18 protein-coding genes are annotated in these 21,497 nt (G+C 59.3%); 9 read left to right on the top strand and 9 right to left on the bottom strand.

From position 1 onward, the window contains the following. Positions 1-182 precede the first annotated feature (182 nt). Positions 183-938, top strand: a complete 756-nt coding sequence (gene cysZ, locus KRR23_RS10460) for a sulfate transporter CysZ (protein ID WP_216742432.1) — start codon at positions 183-185, stop codon at positions 936-938. Between the two features lie 175 nt (positions 939-1,113). On the opposite strand, the gene KRR23_RS10455 is transcribed toward cysZ, so the two are convergent. Beyond that, on the bottom strand, positions 1,114-1,815 hold the full coding sequence (locus KRR23_RS10455) for a hypothetical protein (protein WP_216742431.1): 702 nt from the start codon (positions 1,813-1,815) through the stop codon (positions 1,114-1,116). A 245-nt stretch (positions 1,816-2,060) separates the two neighbouring features. On the opposite strand from KRR23_RS10455, the gene KRR23_RS10450 reads away from it, so the two are divergent. Together KRR23_RS10450 and KRR23_RS10445 are read left to right on the top strand one after the other, a co-directional pair. Continuing rightward, the gene (locus tag KRR23_RS10450) at positions 2,061-3,659 is read left to right on the top strand and encodes a family 20 glycosylhydrolase (protein ID WP_216742430.1); all 1,599 of its coding nucleotides are present in this window, start codon (positions 2,061-2,063) and stop codon (positions 3,657-3,659) included. A 107-nt stretch (positions 3,660-3,766) separates the two neighbouring features. Next, positions 3,767-4,978: a glycosyltransferase family 1 protein gene (locus tag KRR23_RS10445; protein WP_216742429.1), complete on the top strand. Its 1,212-nt coding sequence runs from the start codon at positions 3,767-3,769 to the stop codon at positions 4,976-4,978. Here the strand turns inward: KRR23_RS10445 and KRR23_RS10440 are convergent. The 3 genes from KRR23_RS10440 to KRR23_RS10430 all read right to left on the bottom strand — a co-directional run bounded on the left by KRR23_RS10440 (position 4,947) and on the right by KRR23_RS10430 (position 7,335). Next, a complete protein-coding gene (locus KRR23_RS10440) occupies positions 4,947-6,050 on the bottom strand; it encodes an NADH:flavin oxidoreductase (RefSeq protein WP_216742428.1) in 1,104 nt (367 codons plus the stop codon). The genes KRR23_RS10445 and KRR23_RS10440 overlap by 32 nt on opposite strands. Positions 6,051-6,242: 192 nt before the next feature. Continuing rightward, entirely contained in the window at positions 6,243-6,725 is a 483-nt protein-coding gene (locus KRR23_RS10435) for a glutathione peroxidase (protein ID WP_123582640.1), read from the bottom strand. Positions 6,726-6,849: 124 nt separating this feature from the next. After that, complete coding sequence (locus KRR23_RS10430; protein WP_216742427.1) at positions 6,850-7,335, bottom strand: peptidylprolyl isomerase; 486 nt, start codon at positions 7,333-7,335, stop codon at positions 6,850-6,852. Between KRR23_RS10430 and KRR23_RS10425 the strand changes: the two genes are divergently transcribed. From KRR23_RS10425 to KRR23_RS10415, 3 genes are all read left to right on the top strand, one after another. Then, the gene (locus KRR23_RS10425; protein WP_216742426.1) at positions 7,304-7,642 is read left to right on the top strand and encodes a DUF3565 domain-containing protein; all 339 of its coding nucleotides are present in this window, start codon (positions 7,304-7,306) and stop codon (positions 7,640-7,642) included. The genes KRR23_RS10430 and KRR23_RS10425 overlap by 32 nt on opposite strands. Before the next feature lie 61 nt (positions 7,643-7,703). Beyond that, positions 7,704-9,803 (top strand): phosphate acetyltransferase, encoded by a 2,100-nt coding sequence (gene pta, locus KRR23_RS10420; RefSeq protein ID WP_216742425.1) that lies wholly within the window; start codon positions 7,704-7,706, stop codon positions 9,801-9,803. Next, positions 9,804-10,712 (top strand): acyltransferase, encoded by a 909-nt coding sequence (locus KRR23_RS10415; RefSeq protein WP_216742424.1) that lies wholly within the window; start codon positions 9,804-9,806, stop codon positions 10,710-10,712. Between the two features lie 203 nt (positions 10,713-10,915). On the opposite strand, the gene cysN is transcribed toward KRR23_RS10415, so the two are convergent. The 3 genes from cysN to KRR23_RS10400 all read right to left on the bottom strand — a co-directional run bounded on the left by cysN (position 10,916) and on the right by KRR23_RS10400 (position 14,668). Continuing rightward, a complete protein-coding gene (cysN, locus tag KRR23_RS10410) occupies positions 10,916-12,814 on the bottom strand; it encodes a sulfate adenylyltransferase subunit CysN (RefSeq protein ID WP_216742423.1) in 1,899 nt (632 codons plus the stop codon). A 9-nt stretch (positions 12,815-12,823) separates the two neighbouring features. After that, complete coding sequence (gene cysD / locus KRR23_RS10405; RefSeq protein WP_216742422.1) at positions 12,824-13,741, bottom strand: sulfate adenylyltransferase subunit CysD; 918 nt, start codon at positions 13,739-13,741, stop codon at positions 12,824-12,826. A 168-nt stretch (positions 13,742-13,909) separates the two neighbouring features. Beyond that, positions 13,910-14,668 carry a Nif3-like dinuclear metal center hexameric protein gene (locus KRR23_RS10400; RefSeq protein ID WP_123582635.1) on the bottom strand — a complete coding sequence of 253 codons (759 nt, stop codon included), beginning with the start codon at positions 14,666-14,668 and terminating at the stop codon, positions 13,910-13,912. A gap of 102 nt (positions 14,669-14,770) precedes the next feature. Between KRR23_RS10400 and algW the strand changes: the two genes are divergently transcribed. From algW to KRR23_RS10385, 3 genes are all read left to right on the top strand, one after another. Next, positions 14,771-15,925: a Do family serine endopeptidase AlgW gene (gene algW, locus KRR23_RS10395; RefSeq protein ID WP_216742421.1), complete on the top strand. Its 1,155-nt coding sequence runs from the start codon at positions 14,771-14,773 to the stop codon at positions 15,923-15,925. A gap of 141 nt (positions 15,926-16,066) precedes the next feature. Beyond that, positions 16,067-18,172: a TonB-dependent siderophore receptor gene (locus KRR23_RS10390; protein ID WP_216742420.1), complete on the top strand. Its 2,106-nt coding sequence runs from the start codon at positions 16,067-16,069 to the stop codon at positions 18,170-18,172. 12 nt (positions 18,173-18,184) lie between these two features. Beyond that, positions 18,185-18,913 carry a DUF4198 domain-containing protein gene (locus KRR23_RS10385; protein ID WP_216742419.1) on the top strand — a complete coding sequence of 243 codons (729 nt, stop codon included), beginning with the start codon at positions 18,185-18,187 and terminating at the stop codon, positions 18,911-18,913. Positions 18,914-19,072: 159 nt separating this feature from the next. On the opposite strand, the gene hisC is transcribed toward KRR23_RS10385, so the two are convergent. Together hisC and hisD are read right to left on the bottom strand one after the other, a co-directional pair. Next, entirely contained in the window at positions 19,073-20,125 is a 1,053-nt protein-coding gene (gene hisC / locus KRR23_RS10380) for a histidinol-phosphate transaminase (protein WP_216742418.1), read from the bottom strand. 2 nt (positions 20,126-20,127) lie between these two features. Further along, a complete protein-coding gene (hisD, locus tag KRR23_RS10375) occupies positions 20,128-21,453 on the bottom strand; it encodes a histidinol dehydrogenase (protein WP_054593983.1) in 1,326 nt (441 codons plus the stop codon). Positions 21,454-21,497 lie beyond the last annotated feature (44 nt).

The raw sequence follows: 21,497 nt of genomic DNA, 5'->3' as shown, positions 1-21,497 counted from the left end.
TATCGAGGAGGCGAAGATTAAGGAAATACGGAATAACAATCCAGCTCATAGGCGGTCTCTATCCCCTGGAGGCTGATTTAAAGACGCCTTTGTTACAGTTAATGTCGATGTCATTACCGCACTTTCGCCTGTGTGGCAAAGCCGGTAAGGTCGGCGCGTTTTCTCATTGTTCGGAGCACGCTATGCCCGCCCCCGTTCTGTCCGGCCCGCAATACCTGCGCGAAGGCCTGAAGCTGGTCTTGAGTCCTGGCCTGCGTTTGTTCGTGTTGTTGCCGCTGGTCATCAACCTGGTGCTGTTCGTCGGATTGATTTACTTCGCCGGCCATCAGTTCAGCCTGTGGGTCGATACCCTGATGCCTTCCCTGCCGAGCTGGCTGAGTTTTCTCAGCTATGTGCTCTGGCCGCTGTTCGTGGTTCTGGTGGCGCTGATGGTGTTTTTCACCTTCACCATGCTCGCCAACGTGATCGCCGCGCCCTTCAACGGTTTTCTCGCGGAGAAAGTCGAAGTGGTGGTGCGTGGCACTGACGACTTCCCGACCTTCAGTTGGGGCGAACTGATCGCGATGATCCCGCGCACGTTCGCCCGGGAAATGCGCAAACTCGGCTACTTCCTGCCCAGGGCCCTCGCGTTGCTGATCCTTTCATTCATCCCGGTAGTCAACCTGGTCGCTGCACCGCTGTGGTTACTGTTCGGCGTATGGATGATGGCGATCCAGTACATCGATTACCCGGCGGATAACCACAAACTCGGCTGGAACGAGATGCTCGCCTGGCTGCGCCAAAAACGCTGGCAGAGCATGAGCTTCGGCGGCATCGTTTATCTGGCGCTGCTGATTCCGCTGGTCAACGTCCTGATGATGCCGGCGGCCGTGGCTGGGGCGACGTTGTTTTGGGTGCGTGAACGTGGGGCTGAGGCGCTGGTAACACCCGCCCAATGACAGACGTCGTTTGAGTAGCAGACTGGCACGATCAGGCAATCAATTGCAGATGAAGGTCTGTCATTAAAGGTTTTTATCTTTTCCCGGGGGAAGTCGGCAAAGAACCTCCGGTAAGGGAGCTTGCCCCCTTGCCGCAGAAAAACAACCCGGCGTGATGTCCGCTCCGAGTGGAGTACTACCCCACGATGAACTCAATCATGCCGCTTGCGTCAGACGTCGCACCGTTCACGACTTGCGTCGCTTTGACGTGCTTGTCACCGGCATTCCAGACGCGGTCGTAAAACCATTGAGTACCGTTCACCGTGGCTTCGCCTAGAGGACTACTGTCATGGCTCAGCACATTAACGGCAGTCGTTCCCGCCGCACAGTTGCCCTCGATCCTCACATTACCTACGGGGTAACGGCTTCCGTCTTTTGGTGAAGTAATCGTCGGCGCAGTGCGTGGTGGAGAGACGTAGAACTTAAGTTCTTTCGTTGGGTCGGAAGCCACACCGTTAACAATCTGCCTGGCCTTGACATGCTTTGTGCCTGCGCCCCAGTTGCGACTGTAAGACCAGATATCACCCTTCACCTTGGCATCGTCCAACTTACTGTCGTCATGGTTCAGCACCTCAACTGCCGCGCCCCACAAACAGCATCCCTCAACAAACACACGACCCAGAGTGTGCTGACTTCCTTCTGCAGGACTTACAATCGTCGGCAGAGGAGGCTTGGTCCCAGCGGTTTTCTTTAAACTCAACGGTTTTTTCGTTTCGCCTGTCATCATTAATACTCCTGCGTGCGGCACCATTGCCTGCGGTTTCAGGACAATTTCTATCGTCAATACGAAAGTAAAACCACCTGTAAAAACTGACAGTCCAGACGAACGGCAATCCATATCAGTATCCCGCAAGTGAAGCTGATAGCCCCTCCCATAACTCATCTCTGCGCATCATCTTGCTAACAATCCATAAAGCAGATGACCGGTATTTTTTAGCGATTTTTTTTACCCCAACCTGTTACTTCTTACAGTAGCCAGCCTCAAGCATCAGGTATCCAATGAGTCGCGAGGGCTCACCCACGTCAAGAACCTTCAAGCATTCAGGGATGAGTCACGATCTCAATTTATGGAGAACCGGTTCAATGACAACGTCCATCCAAAGCCCCGTCACCGCCCCCAAAGTGGCCTCCAACACTCTCGCTAACGGAAATCAAAACACGAGTTTTCCCTGGACCGACCTGAGTCCGGCCGTACGGCACGCTGAAACTACAGCCGGTTTTGGCTACGAAATCAGCGCAAGTACGCGCATCCTCATCGTCGATGAGAGCCTGCGTCCTTTGGCGACACGGTTGGCATTCGGCTTCGCCCTCGCCGCCAGACTCCCAAAGCAGCCCACCATTGAGCTCGTGCCAGGGCCCCCCCCCCAGCCGGGTAATGGCGATGTAGCGCTGATACTGTCCCCCCCGGATACCGCTAATGTTCCGATTCCAGACAAAGGTAAAGCCGAGGCCTACCGAATCGATATCACCAACACCATCCTCGTCACCGCGAAAACCCTGGCAGCCATGGCCCTGGCAGTAACGACCCTGTATAAAGCGGCACTCGTTTCGCCCCGTCTTGCCCTAGGGCTTGTCATTGATGCACCTGCTTATGCCGAACGCTCGGTGCTGATCGATGTAGGCCGCAAGTATTACAGCCCTGAATGGATGATAGACCTGCTGCACGAGATGGCCTGGAACCAGCTCAACACCCTGTATTTGCACCTCACCGACAATGAGGGTGTACGGGTCATCTTCCCTTCCGCGCCGGACACCGCCAGCCCCGATGCCTGGAGCGCAGAGGACCTCAAGAAAATCCTCGATGCAGCAACCGCCCTTCACATTGAGGTCGTCCCGGGGATGGAATTGCCTGGGCATATGAAGTGGATTCTACAAAACAGGCGGGAGTTTCAGCTTAAGCTCTCGAACAACACGATCGTGCCAAAAGCGCTCGATTTCAGCATCCCGGCCGCTCGCGAACTTCTCATGGCGCTTATCAGCGACCTTCTCTATATGTTTCCGAATTGCACCCGTTGCAATTTAGAGGCCGACGAGTACTTCCTCGATCCGGTCTCTCGGCACAACACGCCACAACTGGCTCGGTACGCGCAGGAAGATTCCGGGCCGTCCAACGCAGACTCACGGGATGGTGTAAGGAAATTCGTCAACGAAGTCGCGAGCTTTGTGCAGCAAAAAGGCAAGGTTGCGCGAATATGGAACGATGCAGTCGTTGAACAAGATCAAAAGATTTCTGTGGATAAAAACGTTGTAATCAAGTGCTGGAGTATCTGGGGCAGCAAGCGCAACGAGAAGAATGTGCAAGCGTTGATCGATGACGGGTACAGCGTGCTAAATGCCCACGGTGACTTTTATTTCGTCATTAAGCCAGGCTGGGAAAACCTTTTTCATCCCCTGCACTCACCCCACGGTCTTTATGATCACTGGCGCCCCAACATTTTCATGGACGATGCGGGGTCTGGGCATACCGTCATAGATCCAGCCCATCCCGCCGTGCTGGGGGGAGGCATACAGATATGGGCCGACGAAGCGGCGCACATGTCACCTGAAAAGGTCTGGTCGCACCTGATTCAGTGGATGTTGCCACTGGGGCAGCGCGCATGGGGTTCACCGAATGCCGCTCCAGACTATAAATCCCTGTCACTGATCGCTCGTTCGGTTCGCTATGCCCCACCACGCCTTTGATACCTCGGTGGCCAGCTAGAGACTCAGCGCAGTCGAACGCACTCATCGTCATAAATCCATCATCGCGCTGACACAATGGCGACATGGCCTCAGCCGACACTGAGGTCATGACGACAGCTCTGCATATCACTCTGATCACCGAAACCTTCCCTCCGGAAATCAACGGCGTGGCCAATACCCTTGGCCGCTTGTGCGAGGGTCTGCGCGCGCGCGGGCACCTGGTAGAACTGGTGCGACCGCGCCAGGGCAGCGATCAAACCCGTCTCAGTGATGATGAGCTGCTGCTCTGCCGCGGCTGGCCGCTGCCGGGCTATCCGGGGCTGCAATGGGGCCAGTCGTCGATGCACAAGTTGCTCAGGCGCTGGAAGCGTCATCGCCCGGACGTGCTCTACATCGCCACCGAAGGACCACTGGGTTTGTCGGCCTTGCGCGCGGCACGGCGGCTGGGTATTTCAGTGGTGAGCGGGTTTCACACCAACTTCCAGCAGTACTCCAACCAGTACGGCCTCGGGCTGTTGACCCGGTTGCTGACGCATTACCTGCGCTGGTTCCATAACCGCACCAAGTTGACCCTGGTGCCCAGCGCCAGCCAGCGAATGGAGTTGGAGCGTCGGCACTTCGAGCGCCTGGCGCTACTATCCCGTGGCGTTGACAGCCAACTGTTCCACCCGGCCAAACGCCTGGCTTCGCTGCGTGAAAGCTGGGGGCTGGATAACGACGACATCGCGCTGATTCATGTCGGCCGGCTCGCTCAGGAAAAAAACCTCGGTCTGCTCAAACGTTGCTACCAGGCCTTGCAGTCTACTTATCCACAACGACGAATAAAGCTGATCGTGATTGGTGATGGCCCGCAGCGTGCGCTGCTGGAAAAGGAACTGCCCGAGGCGATCTTCTGTGGTTCGCAGCGCGGCGAAGCCCTGGCGTGTCACTACGCGTCCGGGGACCTGTTTCTGTTTCCGAGCCTGACTGAAACCTTCGGCAATGTGGTGCTGGAAGCCCTGGCCTCCGGATTGGGTGTGGTGGCCTACGATCAGGCCGCCGCGGCTCAACACATTCGCCATGGTTACAACGGCGTGTTGGCGATGCCGGGGGACGAAGAGGCGTTTTGCGATACCGCCCGTTGGTTGCTGGAAGAAGCAGAAACCTTGCGCTGCATACGACTCAACGCGCGTCAGCACGCCAGTCGGCAGGGCTGGGGGGCAATCGTCGAGCAATTTGAAGGACAGTTGCGCGGGGCTTGCGAGGTGCAAATCGGGGCACAGCCTTTGATGGCCATGCCCCATTCGATCAAACCAGCGTCATCAACGCCTCACGACTGAACGGCAGGATGTCCTGCTCGCGACCTTCGCGGACTTTCTGTGCCCAGTCCGGGTCGACCAGCAACGCGCGCCCCACGGCCACCAGGTCGAACTCTTCGTTGTTCAAACGTTCCAGCAGGTTCTCCAGACTGGCCGGTTGCGCGACTTTGTCGGTGTTGACCATGAACTGCAAGAACTCACCGTCCAGCCCCACGCTGCCCACAGTAATGGTCGGCTTGCCCGTCAGTTTGCGGGTCCAGCCTGCGAGGTTCAGCTCGGAGCCGCCGAACTCCGGCTCCCAGAAACGCCGCGTCGAGCAATGGAAGATATCCACGCCGGCATCGGACAGCGGCTGGAGAAATTCGCCCAACGCCTCCGGGGTTTGTACCAGACGTGCGGTGTAGTCCTGCTGCTTCCACTGGGAGTAACGGAAGATGATCGGGTAGTTCGCACCGACCGCCGCACGCACGGCCTGGATCAGCTCAATGGCAAAGCGCGAGCGATTGGCCTGGCTGCCACCGTATTCGTCGGTGCGCTGGTTGCTGCCTTCCCAGAAGAACTGGTCGACCAGATAGCCGTGGGCGCCGTGAATCTCCACACCGTCCATGCCGATGCTCTGCGCGTCTTTGGCGGCCTGGGCGAAGGCCGCAATCACGTCCTGAATGTCTTGTTGGGTCATGCCGTGAACCACGACCTGACCGTCCTTGAGTTTTTCCGATGGCCCGTAGCCCGGCACGCTCGCATCCGGCTCGGTGCCGATGCGCCGTACGCTGCCGACGTGCCACAACTGCGGAACGATCTTGCCGCCTTCGGCGTGGACCGCATCAACGACTTTTTTCCAGCCGGCCAACGCCGCTTCGCCGTAAAAATGCGGGACGTTCGGGTAACCGTTGGAAGCCTTGTGGCCAACCGTGGTGCCCTCGGTGATGATCAAGCCCACACCTGCGGCGGCGCGTCTGCGGTAGTACTCGATGACTTTCGAATTCGGCACACCGCCCGGTGAAAACGACCGGGTCATCGGCGCCATGACCACACGGGTCGGCAACTCAAGGACACCTAGGTTGAACGGTTTGAACAAGGCTTTGACGGGCATGCGGCACTCCATGGAGAGGCGAGGTTTATGACGGCGATAATATGGAGTGCGCGCAGCCGTGGATAGCACTATTGATTGCAGTGATTAAGGTTCAAAAGACAGTTGGGGGGGGTCTGTAGGAGCACGGCTTGCCGGCGATGGCGTTCTTGAGATTGCTATCGCCGGCAAGCCGTACTCCTGCGGGAGATAGGTTCAGACCAGGGCTTTTTCGATCGCCTGAACGATCGTCGGATCATCCGGCGCAGTACGTGGCGAGAAACGCGCCAGCACGCGACCATCTTTGCCGAGGAGAAATTTCTCGAAGTTCCAGGTGATGTCACCCGGGAATTCTGCGCCCTCGCCCGCCAACAACCGGTACAGCTGATGACGGTCGTGACCGTTGACTTCCAGCTTGCTGGATAGCGGGAAGGTCACGCCGTAGTTGAGGCTGCAGAACTCTTTGATCTCGTTTTCAGTGCCTGGCTCTTGCCCGGCAAACTGGTTGCACGGCAAACCCAGCACACTGAAACCTTTGCCCTTGTATTGCTGGTAGAGGTTTTCCAGAGCAGCGTACTGCGGGGTCAAACCACACTTGGAGGCGACGTTGACCACCAGCACGACGTGCCCTTTGAAGGGCGCCAGAGGTAACTCCTGGCCATCCAAAGCTTTCAATGTAAGGTCGTGAAAAGCACTCATGACGAACTCCAAATTTCCCGTGTTCTTCTCGAAACAGCCTCTTGGCGATGTCGCCAAGGACAGCCGCGGACTAAAAAGGCGCCCCTCGGGCGCCTCTCCAGTTCTCGAAGCTTAGCGCAGAAAATCAGTGGTGATGGCCACCTTCGCCATGGACGTGACCATGAGCGATTTCTTCCTGGCTGGCGTCACGGATGTCGATGATCTTGACCTGGAAGTTCAAACGCTGACCGGCCAACGGGTGGTTGCCGTCAACGGTCACGTCGTCGCCGTCCAGATCACGGATGGTGACGATTTGCATCTGGCCGTCTGGCGCGGAAGCGTGGAACTGCATGCCCACTTCCAGTTCGTCGACGCCTTCGAACATGCTGCGGCTCAGGGTGCTGACCAGTTCGGCAGCGTATTCACCGTAGGCATCTTCAGGTTCTACGGCGACGTTGAGTTCGTCACCGACTGCTTTACCTTCCAGGGCTTTTTCCAGGCCCGGGATGATGTTACCTGCGCCTTGCAGGTACACCAGCGGTGCGCCGCCGGCGGAGCTGTCGATGACCTCACCAGCGTCGTTGGTCAGGGTATAGTCGATGGAGACAGCCTTATTGGCGGCGATCAGCATGGGGCGAGACCTTTTGCATAAGAATATAGAAAGACCCAGTTTAGCGAAGCAAACGCCCGAAAGCGAACAGAACCCTGACGGACGGGTCGCTTCGGCAGGGTCGACGATCCAGGGCTTCCATCAGGACGAGGATGGACACTGGGTTGTAGAGCTTTCCTGCGGCCATACCCAGCATCTGCGCCACCAGCCACCCTGGCAATCACGAAGCTGGGTTCTGGACCCCGCCAGGCGTATTGAAAAAATAGGCCAACCCTTTGATTGCGGTTGGTGCGCTCAGGGCTCGGTTAGCGATAACCTTGACGTCTGAAATATCGGTAGAAGGCCAGTCATAGGCGTTCACCCTTGCCATGCACCTCCAGAGAATCCGCATGCAAACTTTTTTTATCGCGCCCACCGATTTTGGTGTGGGTCTGACCTCCATCAGCCTCGGGCTGGTACGTACCCTTGAGCGAGCCGGGTTGAAAGTCGGTTTCTTCAAACCGATTGCCCAGCCGCACCCTGGCGACACCGGCCCTGAACGTTCCACCGAACTGGTGGCCCGCACCCACGGCCTGAAGCCGCCGCAGCCGCTGGGCCTGGCTCACGTCGAGCGGATGCTCGGCGACGGTCAGCTGGATGAGTTGCTGGAAGAAATCATCACCCTGTACCAGCAAGCCGCCATCGGCAAAGACGTGCTGGTCGTCGAAGGCATGGTCCCGACCCGCAGCGCCAGCTACGCCGCGCGGGTCAACCTGCACTTGGCGAAAAGCCTGGATGCCGAGGTGATTCTGGTTTCGGCACCGGAAAACGAAGTGCTCACCGAATTGTCTGGCCGGGTCGAGTTGCAAGCGCAATTGTTTGGCGGTCCAAAAGACCCGAAAGTGCTCGGCGTGATTCTCAACAAAGTCAAAACCGATGAAAGCATGGAGGCTTTCGCCGCGCGCCTGAAGGAACACTCGCCCTTGCTGCGCAGCGGCGACTTCCGGCTGCTTGGCTGCATTCCGTTCCAGCCGGAACTGAACGCCCCGCGCACCCGTGACGTCGCGGACTTGATGGGCGCTCAGGTGCTCAATGCCGGCGACTATGAAACCCGGCGCATGAGCAAGATCATCATTTGCGCCCGCACCATGCGCAACACGGTCGAACTGCTCAAGCCCGGCGTGCTGGTGGTAACCCCCGGCGATCGCGACGACATCATCCTCGCCGTCAGCCTCGCCGCGATCAACGGCGTGCCGCTGGCCGGGCTGCTGCTGACCAGCGGCACCCTGCCCGACCCACGGATCATGGACCTCTGCCGAGGCGCCTTGCAGGCCGGTCTGCCGGTGTTGTCGGTGAGCACTGGCTCCTACGAAACCGCCAACCAGTTGAACGGTTTGAACAAGGAAATCCCGATCGACGACCGCGAGCGTGCGGAGATCATCACCGATTTCGTCGCCAGCCACCTCGACGCCAACTGGCTACACCAGCGCTGCGGCACGCCGCGTGAAATGCGCCTGTCGCCAGCGGTGTTCCGCTATCAACTGATCCAGCGCGCCCAGGCTGCCAACAAGCGCATCGTCCTGCCAGAAGGCAGCGAACCTTTGACGGTACAGGCGGCGGCGATCTGCCAGGCACGCGGCATTGCTCGCTGCGTGTTGCTGGCCAAACCCGAAGACGTGCAAGCAGTCGCGCGCGCACAGGGCATCGAGTTGCCTGAGGGCCTGGAGATTCTCGACCCGGACCTGATCCGTCAGCGGTATGTCGAGCCGATGGTCGCGTTGCGCAAGACCAAAAGCCTCAACGCGCCAATGGCCGAGCAACAGCTGGAAGACACCGTGGTGATCGGCACCATGATGCTCGCGCTGGATGAAGTCGACGGACTGGTGTCCGGGGTCATCCACTCCACCGCCAATACCATTCGCCCGGCATTGCAACTGATCAAGACCGCACCCGGCTGCACGTTGGTGTCGTCGGTGTTTTTCATGCTGTTCCCGGAGGAAGTGCTGGTCTACGGCGACTGCATCATGAACCCGCACCCGAGCGCCAGTGAACTGGCCGAGATCGCCCTGCAAAGTGCTGACTCTGCCGCCGCCTTCGGGATCACGCCACGAGTGGCGATGCTCAGCTACTCCAGCGGCGAATCGGCCAGCGGCGAAGAAGTCGAGAAAGTCCGCGAAGCCACTTTGCTCGCCCACGAAGCGCAGAACGCGCTGCTGATCGACGGGCCGTTGCAGTACGACGCCGCGGCCAACGAAGACGTGGCCCGGCAACTGGCGCCGAACAGTCAGGTAGCCGGTCGGGCAACCGTGTTCATTTTCCCCGACCTGAACACCGGCAACACCACTCACAAAGCCGTGCAACGCAGCGCCGACTGCGTCAGCCTCGGACCGATGCTGCAAGGCCTGCGCAAACCGGTAAATGATTTGCCGCGCGGCGCTCAGGTCGACGACATCGTCTACACCATTGCCCTGACTGCGATTCAAGCCGCCAACCGACCTATGGATGTTTAAATGCTGGATTCTCTACCTGCCCCCTTGCGAGGCGTGATCGCCTCGCTGTTGTTGGCGCTGAACACGATCGTCTGCTGCACACCGCTGTTTGTCGTGGCAATCTTCAAATTGCTACTGCCCTTCCCCATCGCACAGCGCTTCACCGATTGGCTGATGAGCCACATCCATGAAGCCTGGATCAGCAACAACAAGGCCTGGATGGATTTGCTCGGGCACACGCGCTGGACGCTCAGCGGGCTCGAAGGCCTGGACTATCAACACTCGTACCTGATCACCAGCAACCACCAGAGCTGGGTCGACATCATGGTGTTGCAGTACGTGCTCAATCGCCGGATTCGACCGCTGAAGTTCTTCCTCAAACAGGAACTGATCTGGGTGCCGGTGATTGGCTTGGCCTGGTGGGCGCTGGGCTTCCCATTCATGAAGCGTTACTCCAAGGCCTATCTGGAAAAGCACCCGGAGAAGAAAGGCAAAGACCTGGAAACCACCCGCAAGACCTGCGACAAGTTCCGCCATAACCCGGTGGGGATTTTCAACTTCGTCGAAGGCACGCGCTTTACCGAAGGCAAGCATGCACAGCAGCAATCGCCGTTGCGCTACCTGCTCAAGCCCAAGGCGGGCGGTATCGCGTTTGTGCTGGACGCCATGGGTGAGCAACTGGAAGCCATCGTCAACGTGACCATTCACTACCCGGCCGGGCGCCCCGGTTATTGGGACCTGCTGTGTGGCAACGTGAAAGACGTGGTGGTGCACTTTCAGGAACTGAAGATCCCGCCGCAGTTCATCGGCAAGAACTACGACCAGGATGGTGTTTACCGCCTGGAGTTCCAGGGCTGGATCAACCAGTTGTGGGAAGACAAGGATGCGCTGCTTGAGCAGATGCATCGCGAGTATCCCGGAAAACGCTGACTTCCTGTGGCGAGGGAGCTTGCTCCCGCTCGGTCGCGCAGCGGCCGCAAAACCAGCCGACGCACTCTTACAGAAAGAATGCGTTCGCTGATTTCAGGACCGCTTCGCGCTCCAGCGGGAGCAAGCTCCCTCGCCACAAAAGCGGATCAACAAAAAGCCCGCAACCGATCACTCGGTTGCGGGCTTTTTAGTGCGCGTGAAGCTTAGATCGCGCCGCGCTTACGCAGCAGGTCCAGCACTTGCTTGACGCTTTCTTCCAGCGACAGCGTCTGGGTGTCGACCACAAGGTCGGCGTCCAGCGGCACGTCGTACGGGAAGGAATCGCCCGGGATGTTGTCACCACCGGCGGCATACAACCCTTGCGGATCACGTGCGGCGCAGACCATCGGCGACGCCTGCACATAAACGGTCAGCAAGCGGTCGCCACCGATCAGCGCCTTGGCCTGCTCGCGGCCTTCGGCGTCCGGTGCGACAAACGCCGCCAGGGTCAGCAAACCGGCTTCGTTGAACTGACGTGCGACGTGAGCCGCACGACGCCAGTTCTCGGTACGCCCGGCACGATCCTGCGGCAGACCTTTGTTCAGGTCATGACGCAGGTTCTGCCCATCGAGCACAAACACCGCACGGCCCATGTCGAACAGCTTGCGTTCAACCGCATAGGCCAAGGTGCTTTTGCCCGCGCCCGAGAGGCCGCTGAACAGCACGGTAGCCGGTTGCTGGCCGAAGCGCTGGGCACGCTCTTCGGTGGCTACATGGGCCAATTTTCCATGGTGCGTGGAGCTGCCATGCGCCAAAGGCTGGGCGACGATCATGCCGGCGCCGACGGTGCCGTTGGTCAAGCGGTCGATGATGATGAACGAACCGGTGGTGCGGTTGCTTTCATAACCGTCGAGGGCAATCGGCGCGTCGAGGCTGATCTTGACCTTACCGATCTCGTTCAGCTGCAAGGCACTGGCCGGGCCTTCTTCCAGAGTGTTCACGTCGACCTTGTTGACGATGCTGGCGATCGAGCCCGGCACGTAACTGGTGGCGCGTTTGATGTCGTATTTCTTGCCCGGCAGCATCGGCTCTTCAGCCATCCATACCAGCATCGCTTCGAAGCTGTCGGTGACCGGCGGCACGTTGTCGGCATGCACCAGCAGGTCGCCGCGGGAGATGTCGATCTCGTCTTCCATGGTCAGCGTTACGGCCTGACCCGGACCTGCGTGTTCCAGTTCACCTTCGAAGGTGACGATGGATTTCACGCGGCTGCTTTTGCCCGACGGCAGCACCACGACTTCGTCGCCCTTCTTCACGATGCCGCTGGCCAGGGTGCCGGCGAAACCGCGGAAGTTCAGGTTCGGCCGGTTGACGTACTGCACCGGGAAACGCAGGTCGGTGAAGTTACGGTCGCCCGCCACTTCCACGGTTTCAAGGATTTCCATCAGCGACTGGCCGGTGTACCACGGCGAGCGCTCGGATTTGTTCACCACGTTGTCGCCCTTCAGCGCCGACATCGGCACGAAGTGCATGCTGGTAGGCTTCATCTTCAAGCCTTCAGCGAACTTCAGGTAGTCGGCCTTGATCGACTCGAACACGCCCTGATCGAAGTCCTTCAGGTCCATCTTGTTGATGGCGACGACGATGTGCTTGATGCCCAGCAACGAGGCAATGAAGCTGTGGCGACGGGTCTGGGTCTGCACGCCGTAACGGGCGTCGACCAGGATGATCGCCAGGTCACAGGTGGATGCACCGGTGGCCATGTTGCGGGTGTACTGCTCATGGCCAGGGGTGTCGGCAATGATGAATTTGCGCTTGGCGGTGGAGAAATAGCGGTACGCGACATCGATGGTGATGCCTTGTTCACGCTCGGCCTGCAGGCCGTCGACCAGCAACGCAAGGTCGATGTCGTCACCGGTGGTGCCGACTTTTTTCGAGTCGCGGGTAATGGCTTCCAGATGATCTTCGTAGATCATCTTGGAGTCGTGCAACAGACGCCCGATCAGGGTGCTCTTGCCGTCGTCGACGTTACCGCAAGTCAGAAAGCGCAGCAGCTCTTTACGTTCGTGCTGGCCCAGGTAGGCGAGGATGTCCTCGCTGATCAAATCAGATTGGTGCGACATGACAGCCCCTTAGAAATAGCCTTGACGTTTTTTGTCTTCCATCGAGCCAGCGCCATCGTGATCGATGACCCGGCCCTGGCGCTCGGAAGTTCGCGTCAGGAGCATTTCCTGAATGATGTCCGTGAGGCTTTCGGCCTCGGACTCCACCGCGCCCGTCAACGGGTAGCAGCCAAGGGTACGGAAACGCACTTTCTTTTTGACGATGCGGGCTTTGTCTTCTTCGCTCAGGTGCTCGAGGATGCGCTCGTCGTCGATCATGATCAGCGTGCCGTTCTTCTCGATGACCTCGCGCTCGGCGGCGAAGTACAACGGAACGATCGGGATGCCTTCAAGGTAGATGTACTGCCAGATGTCCAGCTCGGTCCAGTTCGACAGCGGGAATACGCGGATCGATTCGCCTTTGTTGACCTTGCCGTTGTAGACGTTCCACAGCTCCGGGCGCTGGTTTTTCGGGTCCCAGCGGTGCTTGCTGTCGCGGAACGAGTACACGCGCTCTTTGGCGCGGGATTTCTCTTCATCGCGGCGCGCGCCACCGAAGGCTGCGTCGAAGCCGTACTTGTCCAAAGCCTGTTTCAGGCCTTCGGTCTTCATGATGTCGGTGTGCTTGGCACTGCCGTGGGTGAAGGGGTTGATCCCTTGAGCCACGCCTTCCGGGTTGACGTAGGTAATCAGGTCAAGGCCCAGCTCTGCGACCATCTTGTCGCGGAAGCTGTACATCTCCTGAAATTTCCATTGGGTGTCGACGTGCATCACCGGAAACGGCAGCTTGCCCGGGAAGAACGCCTTGCGTGCCAGATGCAGCATCACGGCGGAGTCTTTACCGATGGAGTACAGCATCACCGGGTTGTCGAACTCGGCGGCCACCTCGCGGATGATGTGGATGCTTTCCGCCTCCAGCTGTTTCAGATGCGTCAGTTTGTCGACCATGGCTACTCACGAAAGCTTTCTTATGAACGGCCAGCGGGCCGTGTTCGAGCGGCGAATGCTAGCACAGCGACCTCTTCTAATCAGGACACCGACTAGATCGAAAGAGCATATGAATATACCTGCTCGTTCGGGCGCCGCAGGCCCGCTCCCTCCGTTGATTTTCGGTTATCAAATCGGATTCGGGCAATCGATGAAAATGTGTTCAAGGGCAAACCGTCGAGCCAGATAATCCCCCAGCGCCTGTACACCGAAGCGTTCGGTGGCGTGATGACCGGCGGCGATGAAGCTGATGTCGTTTTCCCGGGCGCTATGGAAGGTTTGCTCGGACGCTTCACCGCTCAGGTACAGGTCGACACCGGCCTGCACCGCCTGATCGATATAGCCCTGGCCACCACCCGTGCACCAGCCGACGCGCCGGACCATTTTGCTGCCCTCGATCAGCAACGGCTCGCGGCCCATGACCTCTTGCACATGACGGGCAAAGTCGCGCGCGGTCATAGGTTCGGCCAACGAGCCGACCAGCCCGACCACTTTGAGGTTTTCCGGGTCCAGCGGGCCTTCGACAGTAATGTCCAGTTGGCGAGCCAATTGCACGTTGTTGCCCACTTCCGGGTGCAAATCCAGCGGCAAGTGATAAGCCAGGAGGCTGATATCGTGCTTGAGCAGGGTTTTGAGCCTACGCTGCTTCATACCGGTGATGCAGGGGTTTTCGCCTTTCCAGAAGTAGCCGTGGTGTACCAGCACCAGATCGGCCTTGGCTTCGACCGCGGCATCGAGCAACGCCTGGCTGGCCGTGACGCCGCTGACGATACGCATGACCTGCGGCCGACCTTCGACTTGCAGGCCATTGGGGCAATAGTCGGCAATCCGCGAACTGGCAAGGTAACGATCCGCTTCTTCTACCAGGGTGCTCAGGGCGACGGCCATAAAAGACTCCTAAATATCCCGTTCAGAGGCGCGCGCGGCCTCGTATAATGCGCGACATTATGGGCCACAGGCGGCCCTCCGTAACCTCCCAGGATTTGTTCAATGTTCAAGGGTCTGCGTTTTTTCGGCTGGCCGCTGCTGGCCGGCGTGCTTATCGCGTTATTGATCATCCAGCGCTATCCGCAATGGGTCGGGCTGCCAAGCCTGGATGTGAACCTGCAACAAGCCCCACAAACCACTCAGACCCAACAGGGGCCGGTGTCTTACGCCGATGCCGTGGTCATTGCCGCACCGGCAGTGGTCAACCTCTACACCACCAAAGTGGTCAACAAAACCAGCCATCCGTTGTTTGAAGACCCGCAATTCCGGCGGTTCTTCGGCGACAACGCGCCCAAGCAGAAGCGCATGGAGTCGAGCCTCGGTTCCGGGGTGATCATGAGCCCTGAAGGTTATTTGCTGACCAATAACCACGTGACCGCCGGCGCCGACCAGATCGTCGTCGCGCTCAAGGATGGTCGTGAAACCCTGGCTCGCGTGATCGGCAGCGACCCGGAAACCGACCTCGCGGTGCTGAAAATCGATTTGAAGAACCTGCCGTCGATTACCGTCGGCCGCTCGGAAAACATCCGCGTCGGCGATGTCGCGCTGGCCATCGGCAACCCGTTTGGCGTCGGCCAGACCGTGACCATGGGCATCATCAGCGCCACCGGGCGCAATCAGTTGGGCCTGAACAACTACGAAGACTTCATCCAGACCGACGCCGCGATTAACCCGGGCAACTCCGGCGGTGCGCTGGTAGACGCCAACGGCAACCTCACCGGGATCAATACCGCGATTTTCTCCAAGTCCGGCGGCTCACAAGGCATTGGTTTCGCGATTCCGATCAAGCTGGCGATGGAAGTCATGAAATCTATCATCGAACACGGTCAGGTGATTCGCGGCTGGTTGGGGATTGAAGTGCAGCCATTGAGTCAGGAACTGGCGGAATCGTATGGCCTGTCCGGGCGTCCGGGAATTGTCGTTGCGGGGATTTTCCGCGACGGCCCGGCACAAAAAGCCGGTCTGCAATTGGGCGATGTGATCCTCAGCATTGATGGCGAACCAGCCGGCGATGGCCGCCGTTCAATGAACCAGGTGGCGCGGATCAAACCGACTGACAAGGTCACCGTTCAGGTCATGCGCAACGGCAAGGAGCTCAAGCTGACTGCGGAAATCGGCTTGCGTCCGCCACCCGCCCCGGTCAAAGAAGAAGAGTAAGCCCATAGGAGTTGCCGGCGGCTGTGGTCTTTTAACGCCTTCGGCAACACCCAATACCGCTGCTGATGCAGACACACCCTATAAGCATATATTCTCATTAGGCATGTTATATTGTTTCAATATCGCTATTGGAACGACCTCATGCCGTCTCGTAAATTTGCTCCCCTTGCAGGCCTGGCCTTCGGCCTGCTGGGGGATCCGGTGTTCGCCGAAGACCCACAACCGCTTGAACTGGACACCATCAGTGTCACCTCCGATTACGAGTCTGCTACCGGCCCGGTGAACGGCTATCGCGCCACGCGGTCGTCCAGCGCGACCAAAACCGACACGGCAATCCGCGATATCCCGCAATCCATCAGCGTGATTCCTGCCAGCGTGCTCAAGGACCTGGGCAGCCACAATGTCGAGCGCGCTCTGGAGTTTGCCGGTGGCGTATCGAAACAGAACAACTTCGGCGGCCTGACGCTGTATGAGTACAGCGTGCGCGGCTTCACCACCTCGGAGTTCTACAAGGACGGCTTCAGCGCCAACCGTGGCTATCCAAGCACCCCGGACGCCGCGAACGTCGAGCGCATCGAAGTGCTCAAGGGCCCCGCCGCCAGTCTTTACGGGCGCGGCGACCCTGGCGGTACGGTGAACATCGTCACCAAAAAGCCGCAACCCGAAGCCTTCAGCACCTTGCAGACCAGCGCCGGCAGTTGGGATCGTTATCGCACCGCGCTGGACGTCAACACCCCGCTCGACCCGCAAGGCAATGTGTTGTCGCGGGTCAATCTGGCAATCGAAGACAACCACAGCTTCCGTGATCACGTCGACAGCCAGCGGGTGTTCGTTGCACCGTCGCTCAGTTGGCAACTCAACCCGGACACCAGCCTGCTGCTGGAAAGCGAGATTGTCCGGCACAGCTCGACCTTCGACCGAGGCATCGTCGCGCCGAACAACAGCTGGAGCGGTGTCTCGCCCTCGACCTTCCTCGGTGAACCTGACGACGGCAACATCGACAACCACAACAATCTGTTGCAGGCGACCCTCGAACACCACCTCAACGACGCCTGGAAACTGCGCCTGGCCAGCCATTACAAAGAAGGCAAACTCTGGGGCTTTGCCTCGGAAGCCCGCCCGTTGAACGCCGATCAACACACGGTCAACCGCCGTTACCGTGAGCGCGACAACCGTTGGCACGACAGCATCACCCAGCTCGAACTGCGCGGTTTGTTCGACATCGGCAGCTGGCAACACGAACTGCTGATTGGCAGCGAGTACGAAAACTTCCGCAAGAACGAACGGGTCACCACTATCGCTGGCGGCCCTTACGCGATCGATATCTACGACCCGGTTTACGGTCAGCCCAAACCCGATGGCAAGCGCTCGGGCCCGGACTTTTTCGAGCAGGTCGAAAGTCAGGCACTGAACCTCCAGGACCAGATCGTTTTCAGCGACCGCTTGCGCGGCATGCTCGGGGCACGCTTCGAACACTTCGAGCAAACCATCGACGATCACACGCTGAACAACCGCAGCCGACAGAACCACGACGCTCTGACCCAACGCGCCGGCCTGCTCTATCAACTGACGCCACAGCATGGACTGTTCGCCAACGCCTCGACCTCGTTCAAACCCAACAACGGCCTGGATGCCACAGGCAAATCCTTCGATCCGGAAAAAGGCGTTGGCTACGAGGTCGGGATCAAGAGCGAGCTGTTAGATGAACGCCTGAGCAGCACTCTCGCCGCCTTTCATATCGAAAAAGAAAACGTCCTCGCCCTCGACCCCGCCACCGATAGCAACCGCGCCATGGGCAAGGCCCGCAGCCAGGGTTTCGATCTGCAAGTGAGCGGGCAACTCACTGACGCTGTGCGAGTGATCGGTGCGTTTGCGTACATCGACGCCGAGGTTACCCAAGGCGACAAAGCCATTCCGACCGGCAGCCGGATTCTCGGCGTGGCCAGGCACAGCGGCAGTTTGCTGGGCGTTTATGAATTTCAGGAAGGTCTGCTGCGTGGCTCGGATGTCGGCGCGGCCTACACCTATGTCGGCGATCGCTCGGGCGAAGCCGGCAGCGACTTCGAACTGCCGGCCTACCACACCGTCGACTTGCTGGCCCATTACAAGGCCAGTGAAAACGTCACGTTGGGGCTGAACCTGAACAACCTTTTCGACGAGAAATACTTCGAGCGCTCCTACAGCAACTACTGGGTCAACCCCGGCGAGCCGCGCAATTTCACCGTCAGCCTGACACTCAACCTGTAAAAGGAAGTCACCATGCCACACCTCAACCCCCTAGGACTCAGCCTGCTGCTCGGCCTGCTGTTTACCGGCCAGGTCTCGGCCCATGGCCTATGGACCGAACAACGTCGCGGCAACATCGAAGTCATCTACGGCCACGGCGCCGAAGACAATGCCTTCAAGGCGCAGAAAATCAGCGGCGCCTGGGCCTATGACATCGGCGGCAAAATGATCCCGGTCACCGTAGAACGCCTGGCCGATCACGCGCGCCTGCAACCGCTCAAGTCACCAGCGGTGCTGGCCGTGGCGCTGGACAATGGCATGTGGTCGCAGACCGCCGACAAAAAATGGATCAATCAGGGGCGCAGCAAAGTGCCGGGCGCCATCGAGTCGACCCAGACGTTCAAGTACAGCCTGGCGATTTATCAGCCAGGAGCGAAGCTACCTGCACTTGATCAGATCAAACTGCTGATTTTGCCGGAAGTCGATCCGCTGACCGTTGGTCCCGGTAAATCTTTGCCGGTGCAGGTGTTGCTCGATGGCAAACCGGCGGCGGGGATCAAGTTGATTGGCGACTATCGCAATGCACCGAACACCTTGAGCACGGAAACCGATGCCGAAGGCCGGGCGCAGGTGCTGGTGCGCAATGAAGGGTTGAATGTGATTGCCGCGCAGGTGGAAATCCCTTTGAAGGACAATCCGGATGTGGCAACGCGGGGAGTGTTCAGCTCATTGACGTTCCTCGGTGAACCGCATCACGAGTAAGACTTGCACATCCTTGTGGCGAGGGAGCTTGCTCCCGCTGGGTCGCGAAGCGGCCCTTAAATCAGCTACTGCGTTCTGAACGACAGGTCGCAGGTGCTGGATTTACGACTGCTTCGCAGTCGAGCGGGAGCAAGCTCCCTCGCCACAGGATCAAGGGGGTTACAAGTCGCCGAGGCCGTCGATCAACGCCTGGTTCTGCTCTGGTGCACCGATGGTGATGCGCAGGAACTGGGCAATCCGTTCCTGCTTGAAGTGCCGGACGATCACGCCTTGCTCGCGCAACTTCGCTGCCAGACCTGCTGCGTCATGCTGCGGGTGACGGGCGAAGATGAAGTTCGCCGCCGACGGCAACACCTCAAAGCCCTTCTCCTGCAATTGCTTGACCACCCACTCGCGACTCTCGATCACCAGCTGGCAGGTCTTGTCGAAGTATGCACGATCGGCAAACGCCGCTGCCGCACCGACAATCGCCAGGCGATCCAGAGGATAGGAGTTGAAGCTGTTCTTGATCCGCTCCAACGCCTCGATCAGGTCCGGATGCCCTACCGCCAGGCCCACGCGCAAACCGGCCAGCGAACGCGACTTGGAGAGGGTCTGAGTCACCAGCAGGTTCGGGTAACGGTCGACCAGGCTGATTGCGGTTTCACCGCCGAAATCGACATAGGCTTCGTCGACCACCACCACCGAATCAGGGCTGGCCTTGAGAATTTGCTCGACGGCGTCCAGCGCCAACAGGCAACCGGTCGGGGCGTTCGGGTTGGGGAAAATGATCCCGCCGTTCGGCTTGGCATAATCCGCAACACGAATCTGGAACTGCTCGTCCAGCGGCACCGCATCGAATGGAATGCCGTACAAGCCGCAATACACCGGATAAAAGCTGTAGCTGATGTCCGGGAACAGCAGCGGTTTATCGTGTTGCAGCAAACCGTGAAAGATATGCGCCAGCACTTCATCCGAACCATTGCCGAGGAACACCTGATTGCCCTGTACACCGTAATACTCAGCCACTGCCTGCTTGAGCAGGTCACTGTTGGGGTCCGGGTACAGACGCAGGTTGTCGTTCAGTTCGGTCTGCATCGCCGCCAGTGCTTTGGGCGATGGGCCGTAAGGGTTTTCGTTGGTGTTGAGCTTGACCAGCTTCGCCAGTTTCGGCTGCTCGCCCGGTACGTACGGCACCAGGTTCTTGACGAACGGGCTCCAGAATTTGCTCATGTTCAGTTCCCCTGCTTGTCGTCAACGATGCGGTATTCGGCGCTGCGGGCGTGAGCGGTCAGCGACTCGCCACGGGCCAGCACGGACGCGGTCTTGCCCAGCTCGGAGGCACCCTGCTCGGAGCAGAAGATGATCGACGAACGTTTCTGGAAGTCATACACACCCAGCGGCGAGGAGAAACGCGCGGTGCCGGAAGTCGGCAGCACGTGGTTGGGACCGGCACAGTAATCGCCCAAGGCCTCGGACGTGTGGCGGCCCATGAAGATCGCACCGGCGTGGCGGATCTGCGGCAACCAGGCTTGCGGATCGGCCACCGACAGTTCCAGGTGTTCCGGCGCAATGCGGTTGGCCACGTCGATGGCTTGCTGCATGTCGCGAACCTGAATCAGCGCGCCACGGCCATTGATCGAGGTGTTGATGATTTCGGCGCGCTCCATGGTCGGCAGCAGTTTGGCGATGCTTGCCGCCACCTGGTCGAGGAACCCGGCGTCGGGGCTGACCAGAATCGCCTGGGCGTCTTCGTCGTGCTCGGCCTGGGAGAACAGGTCCATGGCGATCCAGTCAGGATCGGTCTGGCCGTCGCACACCACGAGAATTTCCGAAGGGCCGGCAATCATGTCGATACCGACCTGGCCGAACACGTGGCGCTTGGCGGTGGCGACATAGATGTTGCCCGGGCCGACGACCTTGTCGACCTTCGGCACGCTTTCGGTGCCATAGGCCAGCGCGGCAACGGCTTGCGCGCCGCCGATGGTGAACACCCGGTCGACGCCAGCGATACACGCTGCGGCCAGCACCAACTCGTTGACCTCACCGCGTGGCGTCGGTACGACCATAACCACCTCGGTCACACCGGCCACCTTGGCCGGAATCGCATTCATCAACACCGAAGACGGGTAAGACGCTTTGCCGCCCGGGACGTACAGACCGGCGCGATCCAGCGGCGTGACCTTCTGGCCCAGCACCGTGCCGTCGGCTTCGGTGTAGCTCCAGGAGTCCTGCTTCTGTTTTTCATGGTAGCTGCGCACCCGCGCCGCGGCTTTTTCCAGCGCTTCGCGCTGAGGCACGGTGATCCGGGTCAGTGCCAGTTCCAGGCGCTCGCGCGGCAGGATCAGGTCGGCCATCGACGCCACTTGCAGGCCGTCGAACTTCTGGGTGAATTCAACCAGCGCCGCGTCGCCGCGTTCACGCACAGCCTTGATGATGTCCAGCACCCGCTGATTGACCGAGTCGTCAGACACACTTTCCCAGCTCAGCAGATGATCCAGATGATGCGCGAAATCCGGGTCAGCAGCGTTGAGTCGGCGAATTGCAGTCGGTGCGGTCATAGCGAGAGCCTCATAGGATTGGCAAAAACTCAGGCACCCGAAGC

Source organism: Pseudomonas sp. CVAP#3 (assembly GCF_018986375.1).
Taxonomy (GTDB): Bacteria; Pseudomonadota; Gammaproteobacteria; order Pseudomonadales; family Pseudomonadaceae; genus Aquipseudomonas; species Aquipseudomonas helvetica.
This window is presented reverse-complemented; position numbering and strand designations above follow the sequence as displayed.

Coding starts and splice junctions, on each gene's coding strand:
- cysZ (WP_216742432.1), top strand. CDS start 183: ATGCCCGCCCCCGTTCTGTCCGGCCCGCAATACCTGCGCGAAGGCCTG.
- KRR23_RS10455 (WP_216742431.1), bottom strand. CDS start 1,815: ATGGATTGCCGTTCGTCTGGACTGTCAGTTTTTACAGGTGGTTTTACT.
- KRR23_RS10450 (WP_216742430.1), top strand. CDS start 2,061: ATGACAACGTCCATCCAAAGCCCCGTCACCGCCCCCAAAGTGGCCTCC.
- KRR23_RS10445 (WP_216742429.1), top strand. CDS start 3,767: ATGACGACAGCTCTGCATATCACTCTGATCACCGAAACCTTCCCTCCG.
- KRR23_RS10440 (WP_216742428.1), bottom strand. CDS start 6,050: ATGCCCGTCAAAGCCTTGTTCAAACCGTTCAACCTAGGTGTCCTTGAG.
- KRR23_RS10435 (WP_123582640.1), bottom strand. CDS start 6,725: ATGAGTGCTTTTCACGACCTTACATTGAAAGCTTTGGATGGCCAGGAG.
- KRR23_RS10425 (WP_216742426.1), top strand. CDS start 7,304: ATGGAGACAGCCTTATTGGCGGCGATCAGCATGGGGCGAGACCTTTTG.
- KRR23_RS10430 (WP_216742427.1), bottom strand. CDS start 7,335: ATGCTGATCGCCGCCAATAAGGCTGTCTCCATCGACTATACCCTGACC.
- pta (WP_216742425.1), top strand. CDS start 7,704: ATGCAAACTTTTTTTATCGCGCCCACCGATTTTGGTGTGGGTCTGACC.
- KRR23_RS10415 (WP_216742424.1), top strand. CDS start 9,804: ATGCTGGATTCTCTACCTGCCCCCTTGCGAGGCGTGATCGCCTCGCTG.
- cysN (WP_216742423.1), bottom strand. CDS start 12,814: ATGTCGCACCAATCTGATTTGATCAGCGAGGACATCCTCGCCTACCTG.
- cysD (WP_216742422.1), bottom strand. CDS start 13,741: ATGGTCGACAAACTGACGCATCTGAAACAGCTGGAGGCGGAAAGCATC.
- KRR23_RS10400 (WP_123582635.1), bottom strand. CDS start 14,668: ATGGCCGTCGCCCTGAGCACCCTGGTAGAAGAAGCGGATCGTTACCTT.
- algW (WP_216742421.1), top strand. CDS start 14,771: ATGTTCAAGGGTCTGCGTTTTTTCGGCTGGCCGCTGCTGGCCGGCGTG.
- KRR23_RS10390 (WP_216742420.1), top strand. CDS start 16,067: ATGCCGTCTCGTAAATTTGCTCCCCTTGCAGGCCTGGCCTTCGGCCTG.
- KRR23_RS10385 (WP_216742419.1), top strand. CDS start 18,185: ATGCCACACCTCAACCCCCTAGGACTCAGCCTGCTGCTCGGCCTGCTG.
- hisC (WP_216742418.1), bottom strand. CDS start 20,125: ATGAGCAAATTCTGGAGCCCGTTCGTCAAGAACCTGGTGCCGTACGTA.
- hisD (WP_054593983.1), bottom strand. CDS start 21,453: ATGACCGCACCGACTGCAATTCGCCGACTCAACGCTGCTGACCCGGAT.